Here is an 18,159-nt window from a genome sequence, read left to right as displayed (position 1 = left end):
ATGCGCGCGTGCTTGGGGAAAGGGCGTTTGCTGCCATCAGCGCAGTGGAGGGCATCGTGCTGACTGCGGACAGCCGGCACCGGCTCGCAACGATGCGACGCCGGAATCTTTCGCCCGAAGAGCAACGTGCGGAAATCGTTCGTGCTTATGCCGGGGTCAAATCCCGCCGATGACTCTCGGAGGCTATGACGCCTTCGACGATCCTTATGCCTATAAGGGCACTTATGTTCTGCGGAACAAGCTCTGCCGGCTCAGTCGCTTTGCACGATCCTGTCGACCGGCCACTCCCGATTGAGCCGCATGGCGGCGATAACGGCGTAGAAGGTCGCGGCGGCCAGCGCGAAAGCGGCGAGCGGCGCTTCCGCCGTCTCCTTTTCCCAAAGAGCCGCGGCCGAGATCAGCGACAGAAGCGCGACGACCCATGATGCCGGATCGACGCCCTGCAGCGACATGGCGTAACGCACGGCCTCGCGGTTGCCGCCGAGACCCAGCGCCCGGACAGAGCGCGTGCCCGGCCCGAACATCCACTGAGCGATGAACACCGTGGCGAGCAGAATCATCGCCCCCGCCAGGGCAAAGAGCACCGGATGCCGCCCCATGCCCGCAAGGAAGCCAGCCCAGGCGACCGCAATACTCGCGAGCCCCCAGATCGCAGGTCGCGCGCGAAGCCGGCCGAGCGGGGAGAGGTGAGACAAGCGCTCCATCATGTCTGCGTATCCCAGGACGGTCGACCTTGTCATGAAGGCTTTGTCATGCGGCCGTCACCGCCCCGGCGCCGCCCCGCGCCTAGCCTCCTCCGCAGCCGACCAGATCGGCAGGAGGAATGTCATGATCCGCACGTCACTGTTCGCCATCGCTTCGCTCGCCCTGCTCTCCAGCGCCCCCGCGCTCGCCGCGCCGTGCAAGGACGCCAAGGGCAAGTTCGTGAAATGCCCGACCACGCCGGCCCGTCTCATCACCACCGGCGGCGTGACGAAGGACGCCAAGGGCAAATGCCATATCGCGTCGGGGCCGAAAAAGGGTCAGTTCACCAAGTGCTAGGGGCCTGATCGGGCCTGATTGATCCACCACCGTTCGCCCTGAGCTTGTCAGGCCGAAGGCGAGCGAAGCTCAACGGCCATCCGAGTCTCCGGCCTTACCGCTATTGGGCGGACTTCACTTTCTTGGGCGCAGCCTCGTCGATGATCAGCGTCGGTGCCTGCCGCGCGACGGCGAGGCCCGCTGCTTCCGCGGCTAAGACATCGCCAGTCGCCTTCTGCACGCGTTCATAGGCCTCATCGATCGCCTTGGCGTCGGCGGCACTGCACACGCGCATGCGGGGAGACCTGGCGATGTCGACTGAATACCATTGCTCGATGCATGCCCCCTTGTCGTCGATGCACTGGAAAGTTGGTGACGTCGGCCAGAGCGCATTCATCGAGCCCGCCTGATCGGTCAGCTTGCTGATCTTGGCATCGAATGCACGCCAGCATTCCGCACGTGCCGCTCCATGGGTGCGCACTTCGCACATGCATGCCGCATCCGACTCGCGCTGAAGCGCCGCGATTTTCTCTTCGGTTGTCGGCCCGCCTGCATGACAGGATCCGAGGAGCGTGGCTGCGACAAGCATCGCGTAGCGCCGGGTTGTCATTTCTTCACCGCACACCGCGCCACGACATACTCCAGCCCCAGCCGGCTTGGCCCGCTCGCGCAATCGGGCGGGCTGTCGATGCGCAGGGTCATCACGCCCTTCTCCGCGGGCAACGGTGCGGCACCGGGCGCGAGCAGCCGGCGCAGCACCGCGCGGCCCTCCGGCGTCTCGATATGCGTGCTGTGGCCCAGCGGCTTGCCCGGAATGTCCGACCCGTCGATCACGGTCAGCGCGCCGGGCCCCCCGCGCGGATCGGGGTAGCAGCGCGGCTCGGCGATGAGCGGCCCCTTGCGGCGGCGCAGGCGAAAAGTGCAGCCGACATCGCCCACGCGCGGATTGCCGTGCACCGCCCAGCTGCTGCGCAGCGGCAGATCCCGCCCCGAGGCGAACAGCACGATGCGCCGCCCCGGCCGCACCATATCGGGCGCGAGATCGCGGTCGAACAGCTCCCGGTCGATATCGGGCGCGGCGAGCACCACGATCTTCACCCGCGCCGCCAGATCGGGCGCACCGGGTTTCTGCGACAGCGACTGGAGATGCCGCAAGCCATCGATCGCGATGCGGTTGCCCATGCTGTGCGCCACCAGCACCAGCTCGGGCGACTGCGCCGCCAGATCGGCCAGCACTGAATCGAAATAGGCCTGGGTCCAGGCTGCATTCTCCTCATCCCAGGTATATTTCGCCAGCGCATGCTGGGACGGCCAGATGAACGCCACCACCGGCCCGTCGAAGCGCGCGGCCATGGCGATCTGGTCGGCCTGCGACAGTGCCTCCGCCACGCTGTTGTTATAGCCATGGACGTAGAGCAGGATCCGGCCCGCCTTGTCCCTGGGCGGCGCCTGCAGATCGCGCCGCAACCGATCATGCCATGCCGCATCGCCCGACAGCTTGAGCGTCGGCAGCTTCGGTGTGCCGGGCGTGGCAAAGCCATAGCGGATCGGCACGGGCGCGGGCGCGCCATAGGGGCGGAAGGTGCCCCGCCCGACCGACATGGAGAGCGGCTGATCCGCCAGGCAATCGGGCATGCCGGTGACGACGAAATAGATCGGGCCCTGCGCGGTGGCGGGATCGGCCGTCTGCTTCGCGCAATCGCCCGCGACCGGGCCATAAGCGGGCGGCACGGTGATGCAGCCGGCCAGTGGCAGGGCGGCGAGGGCGGTAACCAGGGCCAGAAGTCGCTTCATCATCTTGTCGTTCCCGCCGCGCACGTCATCCGCGCCTCCTGTGGCATTGCTTGCGGCGGCGGTGAAGCGTTTACGGGGAAAAGACGGCGCCGATCCGGCGCGATGGCGCCGGTGCGGCGTCAGCGGAAAGGCGGCCCGATCCAATGGCTCGACCTGACTTATGTTAACGCGCGGTTTAATCTTTCGTTCTCAAGCATGTGCTAAAGCAAGCCAACCCATCGGAGGCTCGAATGCACCGCCTGCTTTATATCAGCACTGCCCGAACGACCCCGGATCGGGCCAGCCTCGACGCTATCCTGCGCGTCTCGCGCCGGAACAATGCCGCGGCCGGGATCACAGGACTGCTCATCGTCGGCGGAAAGCGTTTCCTGCAGACGCTGGAGGGGCCGGCCGAGGCCGTGTTCGAAACCTTCGACCGCATCAGGCGCGACCCCGCACATTTCGCCGTGGTCGAACTGGCCCGCGGCCCGATCGAGAAGCGCGCCTTTCCCGAATGGTCGATGGGCTATCAGATCGGCGGCGCCGCCGGCGACACCGTATCGGTGCCGGCCGCCATCGGCGCAGTGATCGCGCCCATCGAGGACGCGACCTTGCGGGCATATTTCAGCGGCTTTGCAGAGATGCACGCCGCGGCCTGACCGGCAGGCTGCGCGTGCGCGAACTGGCAGCCGCCTGAGGCGCCCGACACTCAGATCTGGGCGAGGGCGCGACGCGGCGGACAAAAGGGCTCGACAGGATCGGCCGGCCTTCTACTCTCCCGGCCCATGTCCGTGCTGGGGGAAGCCATCGGTGTCGTCGTGGAGGGCGCGCTGGAGCTCGGCGTCCACCTGGTCGACGCGGCCGTGGACCCGGTGCGCAAGCGCTATGGCCGGCTTGCCGCGACGCTCATGGTGCTGGCCATCATCGCGCTGCCGATCGGGCTGATCGTGCTCGTCGTCTATCTGTCGGGTTGAGATGCCGCGCCGGCCGGTCGCTGATGCTCCGCCGTCATTGCGACCGTCCGGGAAGTCGATAAGGTCAGCGCCATGATCCTGGGGCGTGTTCGATTGATGGGCGGCGTGCTGGCGTGCGCTATCCTGCCGGGCGTATCGGCGCTCGCCGCGTCCGGCGCCAGTGCGCAGCAGGCTGCCGCGCCGCCGACACCACTCAAATGCGAGATCGGGCCGATGGCCATGAGGCTCGGCGGCAATGACTGGTTCGTCTACGCCTGCGACGATCGGGCCTCCATGGCGGTCGTGTCCCGCCGGGACGCTGCCGGATCGCCCGTTTCCTTCTACCTCAGGCCGCGCCCCGGCGCGTGGATGGTCCAGGTCGTGGGGGACGGCAAGGACCAGGCACACGCCGCCGCGCGCGCGGATCTGTCGAGCTACTCCGCCACCAATTTCGAATGGATTCTTGCCGATATCCTGGAGGCGGATTTCGAGGATAATTTCGGCTGGCCCCCGACATCCGAATTCCGGCCTTCGTCGTCGCAAGCACGCTGAAGCGGCTCCTGCTCAGTCTAAGAGCCTAACGCTCAAATCCTGAAACAATGGTTGGGGTGGCATTGCAGGAAATCGTCCAGGCCGATCAACCCGCGATCGAGCGACCATGGAGGTTCAACCTAGCATTTACGCTTTCGGACTACATTCGTCAGCATGGGCTTTCGCAAACCCTTTCGCGCGACGCCGGTTAAGCTTGGCCCCTACCAGCGGCGCAAAGACGCGCTGCGCGCCCGCAAACGCGCTTTGAACTATCTCTCGGCCGCCGCCATGACCGGGATCGCTATTGGCATCGGAAGCGTGGCGCTGACCGAAAATGGCAAAGCTCGAATTTCTTCAACGATCAAACCCGCGGCCGTGGCGGCGGGGATCGTTCGCGCAAGGGCGCCCCAGACCGGTGACCACTGGCGCGCGTGCGACGATGCGCGCGCGGCGGGCACAGCGCCCATCTACGCCGGAGAGGCTGGATATCGCGAGGGTCTGGATGGGGACTCGGACGGTGTGGCGTGCGAGCCTTATCAAGGGCAGTGATTGAGGTTCAGGCATGTGGAGTGGCGGGACTCCGTCACCGCTGCCCCCGGGAAGTCTGAAAACCGCGGCCAGACGACCTGTCCGACGCTCAAATTTTGAAGCAATGGTCGCGATGCCACTTCAGGAAATGCGGATGCGGCCGATCGGCCGGGCGCAGCGGCGGCAGGGCATGGCCGCTCTTGTTGATCATCGCGCTCACGCCGTCAGGGTCGTTGATCTGACGCGAGACGAGAATCTTCAAATCATCGTCCAGGCTGATCAGCCCGCGATCGAACATCCAGTGCACCGTGCCGGAAAGCGCGAGCCCGTTGGTGACGATGTCCGGCCCGCTCGCCTCGACCGGCCGGATATGCGCCGCCTGCACCTCGGCCCGGCCGCCGCCGTTGATCAGCTTCAGCCCGGTGATGGCGCAGCGCTCGTCATAAGCGCGCAGCACGACGCGGCGAAAGATGCGATCCCGCACGATGCGCGACCCGTAATAGCCAATGCGATCGCGTTCCTGCTCGAACTGGAAGGGCGCCCGCTCATCCTGCACGAGATTGGGGGCAAGCGCGGGATCGTCGTCGCGCGGCAACAGCGTGTCGTCCCCGCCAAGGCCAAGCTCGATGATGCGATTGAAGTCAGCCGCGGAGATCGGCCGAACCGCCGATTGCGCCCGGCCGGAGATGGCGCCAGCCTCGTTCAGCAAGCCGCGCTCGACCGGATCGCCAGGGCTGCCAAAGGGCACGGGGTTGGGGAAATCGAGATAGCTGCCCGGCTCGATCACCGCGATGTACATGCCCGGCGTGCCGGGGTCGGGAATGATCTGCTGGACCTTGGCGACCGCGAAATAACCGCGCGTTCCGCGCACCTTGCGGGGTTCGTAATAGAGAATCCAGTCGCCGACTGTGGGTTCTGCGCGGGTCAGGTACGGGCGGGGGAATTGATAGCGCTCGGCCGGGCTGTCTTCGTAGATCGAGTCTGCGCGGTGGATGAAGACGCCGAAGGTCATGCGAGGGTCATAGCGTGAAACTAGGCGGAGCCAAAGGCGTCGCGGGGATGGAGGCGTTTGCGGTCACGACGGACTGAAATAAATATTAAGTATATAGTAAAGTCACGGACGATAGTAACATTGAATAATAAAAAGATATGACCAAGTAGTCGTCATTATATCGATGACTACGTAGACACATTCTCGATAAGATCTACAGTATTGTTGGGTAGATGAATTCACTGTCTCTTTGGAGATATTGCCGATATTCTTGAGCGTTGCTGCATGGTAAACCGACGAAAATCAGTCTCCTACCCAATCTACCTCGCTGAGATCGGAGGCCATGACGAACCGCGCGTCGACGGACTTGTGGCTCGGCAGAAACATCATCGGCTGATGGCTGCCCACCACCACGAGCCCACGCACTTCGGGAGTTTGCGGGAGCTTATAGCGGCGCGCGAGATCCTCCGTGTGCGCGCGAACATATTCAACTCGATCTAGGTGCTTGCGCAAGTTATCTCGCCTCCCCCTCACGTCGGTATGTCCGCGATATTCGGATAACCTGGCCGCTGTCTCGGTTATACTCCGGCAAAATCGAATCTCTTTTGCCTCAATCACCCAAGCGCGCCGACCGTCCCGGTCGAAGGCGAGCACATCGATGTCACCGAAACGCTTTAAATGATCGGTGCCTTTCTGGTTGAGTGCGTCGGTCATATTAACGGAGGGCAGGCTCGTGAGCCCGAGGTTCCGCACCGCGTCGGCGATACTCTCGTTAAATTCGAGTCCGACGCGCGCGGCTGCCTTGCCGGTATAGGAGCGCATCGCGGCACTATCCCAGAAATCACCATGGAGGCCACCAGCCAGCGCACCGCTCATATTGTGCGTGACGGCGCGCTCCACGGCCGCTGGTGCGACTAGGATCTGCGGATCGGGTCCGGCTGTTATCGCGACCAGCGGCCGCTTTATAATCGAATACCGCCGGTCAAATCGAGTGAAGTCGAAGTCGCTTGACCTAGTACCCACTGGCAGGTCCGACCAGCCATCACGAGACAGAAGCGTCAGATTGTCGATCAGCAATTCGAAGTCAACATGGGTGAGGTAGGGCACGGCCCGTAGCGTCTTGAGCAACACGGAACGCTTCATGCGGAAGACCCCAGCTTTGACCTGCACAGCGATTTCAGTGAGAGCCGAGAAGACGTCTCGAAAGACTTCCCACGGAGCCCCGTATTCCGCTGCAATCGCCGCGAGAAACTCTGGATCGACGTCGCTCGGATTGGCCTGCTCAAAGTGCCGACGATAGGCCTCGTCTGCTCGCTTTCGTTCTTCGGCATGCCGCCCGCGCGCTGACTCCACGAGCGCGGTGTTTCCAAAGCTATGGTCATACATGATATCGCCGATCGGACTGATCTTGAGCTCAGGCTTCACAAACCCGCCCCGAATTGGGGGTAGCTGCTCGGCGTTTTCGAAGACGTGAAGCGCAAGGGCGACAATTTCGTCTAAGTCCATGTCGCCGACAGCGAGGCCGCCTTCCGACCGTGCGTGGGATGCTGCGACTTCTGCCGTTATTGCACAGCCTCGGATGACTGCATTAATTTCGTTTCGCTGCGCAAAGCTGCGGGCGGCGTCGTCTTGGATACCGTGAAGCGCGCGCAACGCTCGGGCGGTGCGTTGCCAGTTGCTGTCTTCGGCGAGCGCGGACTGTAAGCGGACGAGTGCTAAGACGACGAGGGCCGCGCGGTCATACTTTGCGATGATATCCAGCAGCCGCCCGAGTTGAACTGCATGATCCTGCATGAGAAATGAGTAGCATTCGTCCGCGCCAGATATGATTGACCCTCTTTCGCGCGGGCGTGTGAGGAAGGAAGAGCCACAGCGTAGCAACGCGGAAGCGGTCACCGGCACGGCCTCGAAAGGGGGGATAAGACCATGGGTCGAAAGCAGCAAAGTTGGGCGGTCGGCAGCAAATGAGTGGCGCCAGCGGATGTCTTCCGAGCCGACCCAGGCTAAGAGTTCGCCGTGTAGGGTCTCGATGGATTGCGATGCGGCTTCCGCGTCTAGCACTACGGACAAAAGAGCGGCTGCGAGCCGAAGCTCGGCATAATTGGTAAGGCGGTGCAGACCATGCTGCCAGTCGGGCGAAAGGCGAACCGTTCCGGACCGCGTACCCGGCGCGGTCGCAACCACGACGGCGCGATTTACGGCGTCGTCGTCGACCTCTACCAGACGATTGTCCTCTGAAAACTCCATTTCGAAGTCGATGAGGACGGGCAAGGGGTCGAGTTGTACATTGTTGGCCTGGAGCATCTGCAGGCCGATATTCAGCCAGTGAAGGGCCGCTTGCCAAGTCTCATATGCCGTGCCGCGATCCGTCTTCCCGCTTCCGTTTCGAATGCGCAGCCACACCGGTTTGCCGAGCAGGACCACGCCGAGCAGTTCACCCCGGTCCAGTGCGGCTGGAGAACAATAGCGATACCGAAAGCCGTGGAGCGCTACGTCGCGGTCGAGGCGCATCACGATCTCCATGCTGCCGTCTGGCATCGGCAGCGGTCGGCGATCCAGGCGGTGGGCCGCGTCGCGTCGCACAGACAGTATCTCGTCCGTAGGATAATTGATTAGCATAGGTGGCTCTATGCCCTCTTGCTCCGGCACGAGTTTGAAGCCGGTCTCTCGCCACCAACCGAAAAGGTTGGCCCAACCATTTGCACCGAACAGCTTGAAGCGCTGCTCTTCAACAAGTCGAAGCTGCTTCGTGATGCGCCAGATGTCGGCGATGTCAGTGTTCTCAAGTCCACCGAGGTCTGCGGCGTCACCGGGTTCGATCAAGACTAGCGGCCAGTCGATCGCTTCCATTTCATCGGTCAGTTTGATAGTTCGGCCTCTTCCCCAACCGCCCGCAAGCACGAGCGTGAGGCCCTCTCGGAAGCCAGCCTTCTCTCGGGCACTTGCCTGCGCGGCCTGAGATACCTGCCGTATTATTTCCGTTGCATTGGAATCAGGCTCGGTGCCACCAAAACTCAACGCGGGGGGGTCGGCGAATCCATCGGCTATTTGGATCGTCAGCACGAAGCGACCCGGCGAGACCTCGGTGAGTTGGTGCCCCAACGGCTGGTCGCCGAAGACGTCCAGATTCAGCGCCGGCAGAAAGAAGCCACTGGAATGGACCCGCTCAGCCTGGACTTCTAGCAAACGCGTCTGGAGCGTGTGTTGGAGTGCGTAGCTCGCTGCCCTTCGCGCGAGCCGAAGACGGATCGCCGTCGTCAGATTATGCGGAGCTACCACGATTAGGCCGTTTGGGTCGAACAGAAGCGGGCGGGCCTCGATGTCAGAGCCGCCGACAGCCTGACTTTCCACGTCGTCATCCGCCCTCATGGCAAAGGGCATAAGCAAATCGGAATCGATGCCCAGGTTCTCGACGTTCGCCCACGAATAAACGACATGGGCCATTCCCGCTTTGAGATCGTTCATCGACGGAAGGTCGATTTTGCCGGCGCGGCTGCCTTCGCCGAAGGTGGCATAGTCAGGCGTGCGCCAGTGCGCGATGCAATCGGAAAGGGACAGCAGGGCATGAACCTCGTCCAGCGTCTGATCGCGCAGCGGATGCTTGGGCAGGCGTTGGAACGCTTCAATTAAGTCTTCTGTGAAGTAGGCGGCCTTCTCCCAGACGCCAAGATGAACACGGTAAGCACCACGCCGCGTGGCGACGGTGGCGACGAAGAAATTTTCGGGCGGATCTTCGTTCTCGTCTATGCCGATGCTCGGCAAATCCACGTTGAAGAGTTCGTCCAGATCGGCTCGCCTTGGCACCCGCTGACCGCAGGACGCAGACAAGATCAGCCGGGTTGTCGTCTCAAGCCTGATCGTGTTGGCGGCGAAGCGTGGATCGAGCTGTAGGCCCGCGACCATCGCAAGTGACTCCATTGGAGCCCATTTGGCAAGACGATCGCGCAAATCCGGCAATTCCGCGAAAATGGCGGCGGGAATTTCGGATGCAGTAGAAAATTGCTCTTCTTCTTCGGCCATGGGATGGAATTGGCAGGATTTAACCGGCTACGCTACGCGCGATACATCTAAGGTGACGATTCTTCTACGCCGCTAGCGCTTAGAAGCTTCCAGTGGCTGAGAAAGGAGGCCTTGGCGCGGCAGTGGTGCTCAAGATGAATCTCCAGGTAAGCCGTCCGGTCAATATCGATTGTTCCGCGTTTGTCGCCGAAAGCAGGTAGCCTGCTTTCGGCCAGTGCCTGCCATCACTAAGTAGAGCGATGCTAAAAACAAAACGGCGCAGGGTCTCCCCCGCGCCGCTCTCTCAACCAGCCTCTCAGCCGATCAATGCTTCTTTTTCTTCTTCTTCCCCGCATCCGCCGTCTCGTCGGGCGCCGGGGTCGTCGAGCTGGCTGACGGGTCGCTCGGCGGCGGGGTTGTGGTCGCGGTGTCCGGGGCGGGTGTCGGGGCCGTCGTGTCGGCCGGCGCAGGCGGGGCCTGCGGCACCGGGTCCGACGGGGGGATCGGGGTGGTCGATGAAGGCGTGTTCGGCGGCGTCTGCTGCTGCGCGGTCGCGGGCAGGGCGATGGCGAGGGTGGCACCGACGATGGCTGTGCTCAAGATCTTGATATTCATGCTATTCCTCTCGGGTAAATCAGGCCCCTGTGCTCAAGCAGATGGCGCAGGCTTGCGGCCGTTTCGACCCTGACTCGATGGACTGAGCCTCTCGCGGGACGTGCGGAATTCACCGGATCGGTTCGTCCCGCGAGGCGGTTCGGCTCGTCGCACGGCGCCGATCTCATGGCCGAATCAATAGTCTCTCAGGTCGCGGTACAGATCGTCCACCGAGTCTTCGCGCAGCTCCCGGTAGATATCCTCTTCCTCCTCGGGCCGGCGGCGCTCGCGGCGGATATCCTCCCACATGTCGATCTTCATCGAGCGGAAATTGGCCAGGCACACCGCATCGCCGGCATCGGGCGAGCGGCCGAGCAGGGTCTTCATCTCGTCCTTCGATCGCACCAGGATGCCGCGCGCCGACGCGCTCCACTGATAGGCCGCCAGGTCGGCGCGCAGCGCCGGGTCGTTGGGCAGCGCCACCGGCTCCGGCCCCTGCGGGTCGAGCGCCTCGCGCAGGCGCCACACCATTTCCGCACGGACGTTGACGAATTTCAGCCGGCCGTCCGCGGTGCCGCTGCCGCTCGCCGAGGCAGCGTTGACCGCGATCGTCTGCACGCCGTTCTCGGTCAGGAAATTGGCGGTGGTCAGGCCCCATCCGATCACGTCGACATGCACCACCGCCCGGTCGCGCCGGTGGCGGATGACATGGCCGGCGGTGATCGGCCCGCCCGCATCCTGCGGGATCTCGCGGCCCGGCACGCGGATCAGCGGCGCGAACCAGCTGCCGTGCCGGCACGAGATGACGAAGGCGTCGCGGCCGCCCACCGCCACGTCGACCCCCATCGAATCCATCTCCGGCACCCATTCGCGATGGCTCCACCGCGCCATCGCCGCGTCGATCCAGGCCGTGGGGATGACCTGCCAGTCGTCATCCTCCACGCCCGCCGCGAAATCGCCGTCGAGCATCTGCGACCGCAGCGGCTCCGGCATGGCCTGCAGCGTGTCGACATAGCCGGTGCGCATATAGAAGAAATTGTCGGTCACCCGGCTGGGCACGAAGGTGCGCGAGCGCGGCGTGATGATCTTCTCCGCGCCGAATTCCGCCGGGTCGAAATCATGCAGCGGTTTGTGGTTGAAGAGGACGAAGCGGTCGGCGCGCGGCACCTCCACGTCGCGGCCGCGGATGGTGGTGAACCAGCGCAGCTCGCCCGGCTCGGCCGGATGGGGATGTTTCGGGTCGAGCCAGGGCGCGAAGAAATCGAGCACCCAGCGCCCCTCCGCAGTGGTCGGCGGGTTGAACGTCATCAGCACGCGGGCGCGCTGCGCCGGATCGCTGGTGCGCGCCCAGCCCATGGTGAAGCGCACCTGCGCCTCGCGCATCTCGGTCACTTCGTCATAGGCGATGAGATCATGCGCGCGGCCCTGCCATTTATGGTGATCGTGCGGGCCGTCGAGCCCGCCGAACTCGATCAGGCGGTCGCCTTGCGATGCCTCGAGCCGCCACACCGATTTCTGGCTGGAATAGCCGCGGGTCGAGCCGAGGATCTCGCCGAGGCGCTGGACGATGCCCTCGGTCTGCGCCTTTTCGCGGCGCAGGACGAGCGAGCGGCGGTGGCGGGTGAGGGCGAGGCCGGCGACCAGATCCGATTTGCCGCCGCCCGCCGCCCCGCCATAGCCAGTGATGTCGGCGTCGCTCTCCAGCGCGCGCAGCTGCGCGCCCGGTTGCGGCCGCCACGGGACGGCGCGGGCATCGGCGGCGAGCAGGGCGGCGATCTCGGCGCGTTCGGCGGGCGTGGCGAGGGCGAGCAGGCGATCGAGCGCCGCCGGATCGGGCTGGGTCGGATCGGGCTGGAGGGGATCAGTCTGGGTCATCGTCATGCTCCGTGTCGCCCCCGTGATCGGTCGGGTCATGCTCGATCAGGGTGCCGTCTTCCGGCGCGCGCGTGCCGATCGTGGCGAGCAGGGCAGCGAGCCGCGCGGCGATGGCGACCGGCTCGGCGGGCGCGCGGGCATCGGCCGCGCCGGCGACGACGCCGATCATGCCGGCCATGCCCGCCATGCCGGCGAAGCTCGGCTGGGCCGCGCCATAGCGTTTCGGGTTCCAGCTCATCAGCAGGCGCAGGCGCGTGTCGATGCGCAGCTTGGCACGGGCGATATTGTCCGGGTTGCGCACGGGGGCGTCGCCCGCCGCCGCATCGGCGCGCGCCACCCAGTCGTTGCGGCTGTCATCGGCGATCTCGAGCATCTGATCGGCGATCGCATCGAAACCGAGTGCGCGGGCGCGGGCCATGCGTGCGGCGAAATCCTCGTCCTTGGTCCAGTTGAGCACGGTGTTGCGATTGACGCCGATCTCCCGGCACATCTCGGCCAGGGTGCGGCCGTCGGCGATGCCGGCGAGCAGGATTTCCTCGATCAGGGCGGTACGGCGCTTGTTCATCCCGCGCAGGATTACGCGCGTGTGGGGAAAGGTTGAATCGACGGGCTTCGAAAACAGCGCCGCTATTGCCGGTCAGGCCACCGCGGTTACTGGAATGCGCGTCGCACGAAGGTCTTTCGGGTGTCGAAACCAGGGCCACTCACTGAGACGCGATATTCCTTTCCTGCCTCCATTTTCGCCTCGGTCCAGCCCCGGTAATGCGGAGGAACCTCCGGATAGACGATCTTGCTTCTGCAATTCTCCGCATCCTCCACGCTGCCTATCTGGGAGACGCTCCATATATCGGTGCGTTCAGAACCGGATTCCCCGGGGACGACAAGAGAGATATCGATACTGTGAATGCACGGCGGGTACTTACCCCCGTCGTCCGTTTCGATGCTTATGCGGCCATCGTCGAGCTGCACGACGATGATGTCCACCGCGAGTTCGCAGGAAGAAAGGCACAACGGGCTAGTGCGGAAAGCAGCGAAAGCCAAAATGCTCTAGAAGCCATAGATGCCGGACCCCTTCAGGCGCGCTTCGAGCTGGCGCCGTTCAGCTGCATAAAGGGCAATCCGGGCGTTGGCGTTGCGATGACAGTTTACCATATCGCAAAAGGCCGCATCTGCAATGAAGACGCGATCCGATATGTACCACAGTCAGTTGACTGTTGCCGCAATCCCAAATCATTCCAGATGATCATTGATCTTCCGTATCATCGCGTCGATCGCCGCTTCGTGGTTCTCGCCGAAGCGCTCGACCAGTATCTCGGGTGGAATGTGGAACGCGGTGAGCGCGCCGAGGGCTTGCTGGACGATCAGAAAATCGCGTGGCTGCAGTGCGTTGTCGGTGCGCAGCTTGTCGAGCGTTTCTTCGAAGTCCTCCCGCTCATAGCCGGTGATCGTCTGAATCTCGCCCTTCGACACGAAGATGGGCTGAGTCAGCATGATGTCCAATGCGTTTATTGCGTCGATCTCGTCTATCATTATCCACCTATTTCAACGGGTCTCGCGGGTTCCGGTGACAGTCCACTAATGCAAACCAGCGGGTTTCGGTCTGGACCCTGAATGCACTGTCGCCGGAACCACGGAACGGAATTCGGTCATGCCTTTACAAAGATCTTCACCCAGAGGCGGGCTCTGCCGCTGCTCTCGACAGTCATGACGGCCTGGACCGATCTGCCATTGATGTCCGAATTACCGACAAAGGCCCCTGGCGGCGCCGATTTGATCCACCAATCCAGGTCCTGGCAGCAATATTGCGCGAGCGGTGTCTTGTCCACGCGCAGTTCCTTCTTGAGCAGGCCTTCCGCGAACTGTCGCGTCTCGTCCAGCGGGCCATCAAATCTGACGTTCTGCATCGCACCCTTACGATGGACTTCGCGAAACCATATATTGGACGCCGATGCCGGCAATCTCTCGCCACCCGCCGCGATCCGGATCGCGGCTGCTTTCTCAGGCGTGAGTGGCTTCTCGCTGCAGGACGTCATCAGAGATCCGGCCATCAGGATGGCATAGGCTATATTTCCCAGCGTCGTCGACATGCCGTCCCCTCGTTCTCGGCGATATAGAATGGAATTGCGGTTATCTGATCCCTCCCTCCCCCGATATTGGAAGGGTCGCGCTTGCCACGGCTTTTGATCCTCTTTTGTTCCTGATTCGTCAAGCGATTGGATTGCCATCCCGGCCGAGGCCATCCGTACGGCAGTCTTTGCCACGTCTATTTACGCGACCTATTCTTGGGTGGATGCGGAACGGACGGTAATCGCGGGTCCGCAACCGGCACCTGATATTTGGACGGGTCGAAGCTGAAGCGATGGATCGGCAATTCCATTTCGCCATGGATATAATATTCGCGAGCCATGCCGACCTCATAGGTCGCGGCGCGCTCGCCCTTCGTCACCTCGTCGAGATCGTCGATTGTCCGCGAGAGGAGTGCCATCGCCATATAGCCGCCTTTGGGGTGCCGCAGGCTCAGATGATCGGGCACCTTCCAGGTCGAGGGCGGCCCGTCCCAAGGCGAGGGCGGTGGTGCCGGCGGACGCTCGGGGCGCGGGCGGGCGAGGTGCTGGTTCTCCTCCAGGAAGCGCAGGATCCATTGCTCGTCCGTCTCCTTCTCCGGTGTCGGCTGAGCATCGGGCGGGATGTCCGCGGCCGCGTCGTCCGGCATATCGGTGGCAACATCGTCTTGCGGCTCGGTCGGGATCATCGGGCACCTCCTGGAACGGGAGGGCATCTGCGCAGGGTCGCGGCCTTTTTGAATCAAGCGGGCTACCCCGCGAGCCGCCCGATCATCGCGAGCAGCTCGGTCCGCGCGGTGAAGCCGCCGGGCTGGTCCGGCCGGGCGGTCATCTGGAAGTGCGCGAAGGTCACGCGCCGCTTGCCCCGGGGTCCGGCCTTGTCCGCCCAGCCGACGAACCAGCCGAGCTGGCGCGTCCGGTCCTCCCCGCCAGCGCGATTCTTCAGCCAGCCGCTCCCGGTCTTGCCGTGCACGCGCCAGCCGCCGCTGCCCTCGAACACCGGCAGGATCGCTTCGGTCCGCGCGCAGGCCTGCGCCGACAGCAGCTTGTGCGCGAGCATGCGCCGCAGGAACGCGACCTGTTCGTCCGGCGAGATCATGAGGGACGAGCCGAGCCAGGCATTGCTCAGCCCGTTCGCCTTGCCCGGGTCGCCGGTCACGTCGCGATTGCCGTAATTCAGCCGGTCGACATAGGCTTTGAACTTCGCCGCGCCGAGCCGTTTGGTGATCTCGCGCGAATACCAGATGACCGAATCCTTCTCCCAGCGCGTCGGATCGGTGCTAGCCTTGTCGATGTCGCGGACTGCCTCATGGATACGCGGATCGTAATCCCAGGCGGGGGTGTGCGCGTCCTTCAGGATGCCGGCGTCATAGCCCATCAAGGCCAAGGGAATCTTGAAGGTCGAACAGGGCGAAAAGCGCGCGGCGCACTGGCCGGAGCGGTGCAGGACCTTGCCCGTCGCCTGGTCGATCAGCAGCGTCGCGCGCGGTGAGGGGGCGATGATCGCCTCCGCGGCCCGCGGCAATCCGGCGATTCCGGCCCCCGCGCCGAGCAGCAGGCTGGTGGTGAAGGTCCGCCGGTCGATCGTCATGGTCCCGCTCTCCTGATGCTGATGCGGCACGCTACGCCGCGGGGCCGCGCGCGCGCAAAGGATCAAAGCTGGCACGAGCCCCTAGATTATCTTATGGCGCGGCCATGGTCCGCCCGCATCTGCCGCTCAATGCGCTCCGTGCGTTCGAGGCCTCCGCGCGGCATCTCTCCTTCACCCGCGCCGCGATCGAGCTCTGCGTGACGCAGGCTGCGGTCAGCCACCAGGTGAAGGGGCTCGAGGGGCGACTGGGGGTGCAGCTGTTCCGCCGGTTGCCGCGCGGCCTCGCGCTCACCGACGAGGGGCTGGCGCTGCTCCCCGCGCTCGCCGACAGCTTCGATCGCATCGCAGCGCTGGTCGAGGGCATTGGCGGCGGCATGGCGGTGCAGGTGCTGTCGGTCGCGACGGTCGGCACTTTCGCGACGGGTTGGCTGCTGCCGCGGCTGCCCGCGTTCCGCGCCGCGCATCCGCGCATCGATCTGCGCCTGTTCACCAACAACAACCGCGTCGACATCGCGGGCGAGGGAATCGATGTCGCGATCCGCTTCGGCGACGGCGCGTGGCACGGCACGGAGAGCCTGGCCCTGTTGGAAACCCCGCTCACCCCGCTCTGCACCCCGGCGCTGGCCCGCACCCTGTTGGAACCCCGCGACCTGCTCGCCGCCACCCTGCTCCGCTCCTACCGCGCCGACGAATGGCCGCGCTGGTTCGCCGCCGCCGCCGTCGCCGCCCCGCCGCTCCACGGGCCCGTCTTCGACAGCTCGGTGACGATGGCCGAGGCAGCGATGCAGGGCGCCGGCGTCGCGCTCGCCCCGCCCGCCATGCTCGTCCGCCAGATCGAGCAGGGCGCGCTGGTCCGCCCCTTCCCGCAGGAAGTGACGACGGGCCGCTACTGGCTCACCTGGCTCAAGTCGCGCACGCCCAACCCGGCGATGCTGGCGTTTCGCGACTGGCTGATAACGGAGGCGGCGTGATGAGCGACCCCGAGAAGAAATGGGACGGCGAGATGGTCCGCACATGGCTGGAAAACCGCTTCAGCGCGTCACGGAACGAGCAGGCCAGGGCGGACAAGCGCGGCCGGGAGAGTGAAGACGATTATGACAAGGCCGCGGCCGAGGAATGGGTCTGCCGCGCCACCAAAGGCAGCGAGGCGACGAACGATCAGAAGCGGTTCGCCGATCTGCTCAAAACCCTTCTCGACCGGGACGAGTTCGATCGCGTGAGCGTCCATGACGACAGGCGGTTCGAGAGGGAGGTTCGATCCTGTCTCAGGAAGCTGATCAGGATGACGAAGGCGAATACGGGGTTCGAGAACATGTCGCGCTATCAGTGATATCGGGGCGGCTGCTCACCCTCAGCCGCGCACATGCTCCACGATCAGCGCGGCGATCCGGTCGAGCTGGGACGGCGGCAGGTCGTGCCCCATCTGCTCGATCACTTCGAGCCGGGCGCCGGGCACGCGGCGGGCGATGTCCGCGCCATTGGCGAGCGGCACCAGCGGATCGGCCGCGCCGTGGATGACGAGAGTGGGCGCGGCGATGGTGGCGAGGCGGCCTGCGCGGCTGCCATCGGCGATCACCGCCAGCAGATGCCGCCGCCCGCCCTGCGGATTATAGGCGCGGTCGAACGCCCGGCCCGCCATGGTATGGAACGCATCCGGCGCCCGGGCGGGGTCGGGGAAGGAGATCAGCGCGAGCGTCGCGGCGCCCAGCGCGATCGCCTGCTCGCGGCTCGGGTTCGGGTCGCGCCGGGCGATCATCCGGCGGCGCAGCTCGGAGGTGGGTCCCGGCAGGCCCGGCGCGCCGCTCGACGACATGATCGCGGTCAGGCTCAGCACGCGTGACGGATGGGAGGCGGCGAGGATCTGCGCGATCATCCCGCCCATCGAGGCGCCGACGACATGCGCCGCCGGAATGCCCAGCGCATCGAGCAACGCGACGGCGTCCGCCGCCATGTCGTTCAGCGCATAGCCGTGGCGGAAGGGCAGGCCGATCCGCCGCGCGGCAAAGGCAAGCAGGGGGTTGGTGACCGGCGCGTCATGGAGATGCGTCGACAGGCCGATATCGCGATTGTCGTACAGGATCACCCGATGCCCCGCCGCCGCCAGCGCCGCGACGAACGCATCCGGCCAGGCGATCATCTGCGTGCCGAGCCCCATGATCAGCAGGATCGGCGAGCCCTCGGGATTCCCCCGTTCCTCATAATGGAGCTGGACGCCATTGGCGGAAATCGTCGGCATGCGGG

The 18,159-nt window shown here is 64.6% G+C and carries 21 protein-coding genes; 7 read left to right on the top strand and 14 right to left on the bottom strand.

Annotated elements, in window-relative coordinates; translation table 11 throughout:
* Positions 1-251 precede the first annotated feature (251 nt).
* Positions 252-707: a hypothetical protein gene (locus WC729_RS05695; RefSeq protein WP_372850416.1), complete on the bottom strand. Its 456-nt coding sequence runs from the start codon at positions 705-707 to the stop codon at positions 252-254.
* A gap of 121 nt (positions 708-828) precedes the next feature.
* Between WC729_RS05695 and WC729_RS05690 the strand changes: the two genes are divergently transcribed.
* The gene (locus WC729_RS05690) at positions 829-1,041 is read left to right on the top strand and encodes a hypothetical protein (protein WP_372850414.1); all 213 of its coding nucleotides are present in this window, start codon (positions 829-831) and stop codon (positions 1,039-1,041) included.
* Positions 1,042-1,141: 100 nt separating this feature from the next.
* Here WC729_RS05690 and WC729_RS05685 read toward each other — a convergent pair whose 3' ends face one another.
* Both WC729_RS05685 and WC729_RS05680 read right to left on the bottom strand, forming a co-directional pair.
* The gene (locus tag WC729_RS05685) at positions 1,142-1,609 is read right to left on the bottom strand and encodes a hypothetical protein (RefSeq protein ID WP_372850412.1); all 468 of its coding nucleotides are present in this window, start codon (positions 1,607-1,609) and stop codon (positions 1,142-1,144) included.
* 17 nt (positions 1,610-1,626) lie between these two features.
* Positions 1,627-2,817, bottom strand: coding sequence for an alpha/beta hydrolase (locus WC729_RS05680; RefSeq protein WP_372850410.1), 1,191 nt, complete (start codon positions 2,815-2,817; stop codon positions 1,627-1,629).
* A gap of 227 nt (positions 2,818-3,044) precedes the next feature.
* Between WC729_RS05680 and WC729_RS05675 the strand changes: the two genes are divergently transcribed.
* The 4 genes from WC729_RS05675 (at position 3,045) to WC729_RS05660 (ending at position 4,826) form a co-directional block, all read left to right on the top strand.
* On the top strand, positions 3,045-3,452 hold the full coding sequence (locus WC729_RS05675; RefSeq protein WP_372850408.1) for a BLUF domain-containing protein: 408 nt from the start codon (positions 3,045-3,047) through the stop codon (positions 3,450-3,452).
* 126 nt (positions 3,453-3,578) lie between these two features.
* The gene (locus WC729_RS05670; RefSeq protein WP_372850406.1) at positions 3,579-3,767 is read left to right on the top strand and encodes a hypothetical protein; all 189 of its coding nucleotides are present in this window, start codon (positions 3,579-3,581) and stop codon (positions 3,765-3,767) included.
* A 72-nt stretch (positions 3,768-3,839) separates the two neighbouring features.
* Positions 3,840-4,298, top strand: a complete 459-nt coding sequence (locus WC729_RS05665) for a hypothetical protein (protein WP_372850404.1) — start codon at positions 3,840-3,842, stop codon at positions 4,296-4,298.
* A 153-nt stretch (positions 4,299-4,451) separates the two neighbouring features.
* A complete protein-coding gene (locus tag WC729_RS05660; protein WP_372850402.1) occupies positions 4,452-4,826 on the top strand; it encodes an excalibur calcium-binding domain-containing protein in 375 nt (124 codons plus the stop codon).
* Positions 4,827-4,914: 88 nt separating this feature from the next.
* Here WC729_RS05660 and WC729_RS05655 read toward each other — a convergent pair whose 3' ends face one another.
* The 10 genes from WC729_RS05655 to blaOXA all read right to left on the bottom strand — a co-directional run bounded on the left by WC729_RS05655 (position 4,915) and on the right by blaOXA (position 15,918).
* The gene (locus WC729_RS05655) at positions 4,915-5,817 is read right to left on the bottom strand and encodes an HNH endonuclease (RefSeq protein ID WP_372850400.1); all 903 of its coding nucleotides are present in this window, start codon (positions 5,815-5,817) and stop codon (positions 4,915-4,917) included.
* A 282-nt stretch (positions 5,818-6,099) separates the two neighbouring features.
* Positions 6,100-9,816 (bottom strand): hypothetical protein, encoded by a 3,717-nt coding sequence (locus WC729_RS05650; RefSeq protein WP_372850398.1) that lies wholly within the window; start codon positions 9,814-9,816, stop codon positions 6,100-6,102.
* A 303-nt stretch (positions 9,817-10,119) separates the two neighbouring features.
* Entirely contained in the window at positions 10,120-10,410 is a 291-nt protein-coding gene (locus WC729_RS05645) for a hypothetical protein (protein ID WP_372850396.1), read from the bottom strand.
* A 174-nt stretch (positions 10,411-10,584) separates the two neighbouring features.
* On the bottom strand, positions 10,585-12,264 hold the full coding sequence (locus tag WC729_RS05640) for a terminase (protein ID WP_372850394.1): 1,680 nt from the start codon (positions 12,262-12,264) through the stop codon (positions 10,585-10,587).
* The gene (locus WC729_RS05635; RefSeq protein ID WP_372850392.1) at positions 12,251-12,829 is read right to left on the bottom strand and encodes a hypothetical protein; all 579 of its coding nucleotides are present in this window, start codon (positions 12,827-12,829) and stop codon (positions 12,251-12,253) included. The genes WC729_RS05640 and WC729_RS05635 overlap by 14 nt, the downstream gene beginning before the upstream one ends.
* An 86-nt stretch (positions 12,830-12,915) precedes the next feature.
* Positions 12,916-13,248, bottom strand: a complete 333-nt coding sequence (locus tag WC729_RS05630; RefSeq protein WP_372850390.1) for a hypothetical protein — start codon at positions 13,246-13,248, stop codon at positions 12,916-12,918.
* A gap of 246 nt (positions 13,249-13,494) precedes the next feature.
* The gene (locus WC729_RS05625) at positions 13,495-13,755 is read right to left on the bottom strand and encodes a hypothetical protein (RefSeq protein ID WP_372850388.1); all 261 of its coding nucleotides are present in this window, start codon (positions 13,753-13,755) and stop codon (positions 13,495-13,497) included.
* Positions 13,756-13,910: 155 nt separating this feature from the next.
* Positions 13,911-14,351 carry a hypothetical protein gene (locus WC729_RS05620; RefSeq protein ID WP_372850386.1) on the bottom strand — a complete coding sequence of 147 codons (441 nt, stop codon included), beginning with the start codon at positions 14,349-14,351 and terminating at the stop codon, positions 13,911-13,913.
* A 176-nt stretch (positions 14,352-14,527) separates the two neighbouring features.
* Entirely contained in the window at positions 14,528-15,016 is a 489-nt protein-coding gene (locus tag WC729_RS05615) for a hypothetical protein (protein WP_372850384.1), read from the bottom strand.
* A gap of 62 nt (positions 15,017-15,078) precedes the next feature.
* A complete protein-coding gene (gene blaOXA / locus WC729_RS05610; protein ID WP_372850382.1) occupies positions 15,079-15,918 on the bottom strand; it encodes a class D beta-lactamase in 840 nt (279 codons plus the stop codon).
* A 104-nt stretch (positions 15,919-16,022) separates the two neighbouring features.
* On the opposite strand from blaOXA, the gene WC729_RS05605 reads away from it, so the two are divergent.
* Complete coding sequence (locus WC729_RS05605) at positions 16,023-16,889, top strand: LysR substrate-binding domain-containing protein (RefSeq protein ID WP_372850380.1); 867 nt, start codon at positions 16,023-16,025, stop codon at positions 16,887-16,889.
* On the top strand, positions 16,889-17,248 hold the full coding sequence (locus WC729_RS05600) for a hypothetical protein (protein WP_372850378.1): 360 nt from the start codon (positions 16,889-16,891) through the stop codon (positions 17,246-17,248). Before WC729_RS05605 ends, WC729_RS05600 begins: the two co-directional genes overlap by 1 nt.
* Before the next feature lie 21 nt (positions 17,249-17,269).
* Here the strand turns inward: WC729_RS05600 and WC729_RS05595 are convergent, their stop codons facing one another.
* Positions 17,270-18,154: an alpha/beta fold hydrolase gene (locus tag WC729_RS05595; protein WP_372850376.1), complete on the bottom strand. Its 885-nt coding sequence runs from the start codon at positions 18,152-18,154 to the stop codon at positions 17,270-17,272.
* Positions 18,155-18,159 lie beyond the last annotated feature (5 nt).

This window comes from Sphingomonas sp. (assembly GCF_041661825.1).
Taxonomy (GTDB): Bacteria; Pseudomonadota; Alphaproteobacteria; order Sphingomonadales; family Sphingomonadaceae; genus Sphingomonas.
Note: the sequence above shows the minus strand (reverse complement) of the source record. Positions and strands in the feature narration are given on the sequence as shown.

What these genes read in the sequence shown, in the direction of transcription:
- WC729_RS05695 (WP_372850416.1), bottom strand. Translation starts at nt 707, where the DNA reads ATGATGGAGCGCTTGTCTCACCTCTCCCCGCTCGGCCGGCTTCGCGCG.
- WC729_RS05645 (WP_372850396.1), bottom strand. Translation starts at nt 10,410, where the DNA reads ATGAATATCAAGATCTTGAGCACAGCCATCGTCGGTGCCACCCTCGCC.
- WC729_RS05675 (WP_372850408.1), top strand. Translation starts at nt 3,045, where the DNA reads ATGCACCGCCTGCTTTATATCAGCACTGCCCGAACGACCCCGGATCGG.
- WC729_RS05690 (WP_372850414.1), top strand. Translation starts at nt 829, where the DNA reads ATGATCCGCACGTCACTGTTCGCCATCGCTTCGCTCGCCCTGCTCTCC.
- WC729_RS05640 (WP_372850394.1), bottom strand. Translation starts at nt 12,264, where the DNA reads ATGACCCAGACTGATCCCCTCCAGCCCGATCCGACCCAGCCCGATCCG.
- WC729_RS05680 (WP_372850410.1), bottom strand. Translation starts at nt 2,817, where the DNA reads ATGATGAAGCGACTTCTGGCCCTGGTTACCGCCCTCGCCGCCCTGCCA.
- blaOXA (WP_372850382.1), bottom strand. Translation starts at nt 15,918, where the DNA reads ATGACGATCGACCGGCGGACCTTCACCACCAGCCTGCTGCTCGGCGCG.
- WC729_RS05625 (WP_372850388.1), bottom strand. Translation starts at nt 13,755, where the DNA reads ATGCTGACTCAGCCCATCTTCGTGTCGAAGGGCGAGATTCAGACGATC.
- WC729_RS05665 (WP_372850404.1), top strand. Translation starts at nt 3,840, where the DNA reads ATGATCCTGGGGCGTGTTCGATTGATGGGCGGCGTGCTGGCGTGCGCT.
- WC729_RS05655 (WP_372850400.1), bottom strand. Translation starts at nt 5,817, where the DNA reads ATGACCTTCGGCGTCTTCATCCACCGCGCAGACTCGATCTACGAAGAC.
- WC729_RS05685 (WP_372850412.1), bottom strand. Translation starts at nt 1,609, where the DNA reads ATGCTTGTCGCAGCCACGCTCCTCGGATCCTGTCATGCAGGCGGGCCG.
- WC729_RS05620 (WP_372850386.1), bottom strand. Translation starts at nt 14,351, where the DNA reads ATGTCGACGACGCTGGGAAATATAGCCTATGCCATCCTGATGGCCGGA.
- WC729_RS05660 (WP_372850402.1), top strand. Translation starts at nt 4,452, where the DNA reads ATGGGCTTTCGCAAACCCTTTCGCGCGACGCCGGTTAAGCTTGGCCCC.
- WC729_RS05600 (WP_372850378.1), top strand. Translation starts at nt 16,889, where the DNA reads ATGAGCGACCCCGAGAAGAAATGGGACGGCGAGATGGTCCGCACATGG.
- WC729_RS05615 (WP_372850384.1), bottom strand. Translation starts at nt 15,016, where the DNA reads ATGATCCCGACCGAGCCGCAAGACGATGTTGCCACCGATATGCCGGAC.
- WC729_RS05595 (WP_372850376.1), bottom strand. Translation starts at nt 18,154, where the DNA reads ATGCCGACGATTTCCGCCAATGGCGTCCAGCTCCATTATGAGGAACGG.
- WC729_RS05605 (WP_372850380.1), top strand. Translation starts at nt 16,023, where the DNA reads ATGGTCCGCCCGCATCTGCCGCTCAATGCGCTCCGTGCGTTCGAGGCC.
- WC729_RS05650 (WP_372850398.1), bottom strand. Translation starts at nt 9,816, where the DNA reads ATGGCCGAAGAAGAAGAGCAATTTTCTACTGCATCCGAAATTCCCGCC.
- WC729_RS05635 (WP_372850392.1), bottom strand. Translation starts at nt 12,829, where the DNA reads ATGAACAAGCGCCGTACCGCCCTGATCGAGGAAATCCTGCTCGCCGGC.
- WC729_RS05670 (WP_372850406.1), top strand. Translation starts at nt 3,579, where the DNA reads ATGTCCGTGCTGGGGGAAGCCATCGGTGTCGTCGTGGAGGGCGCGCTG.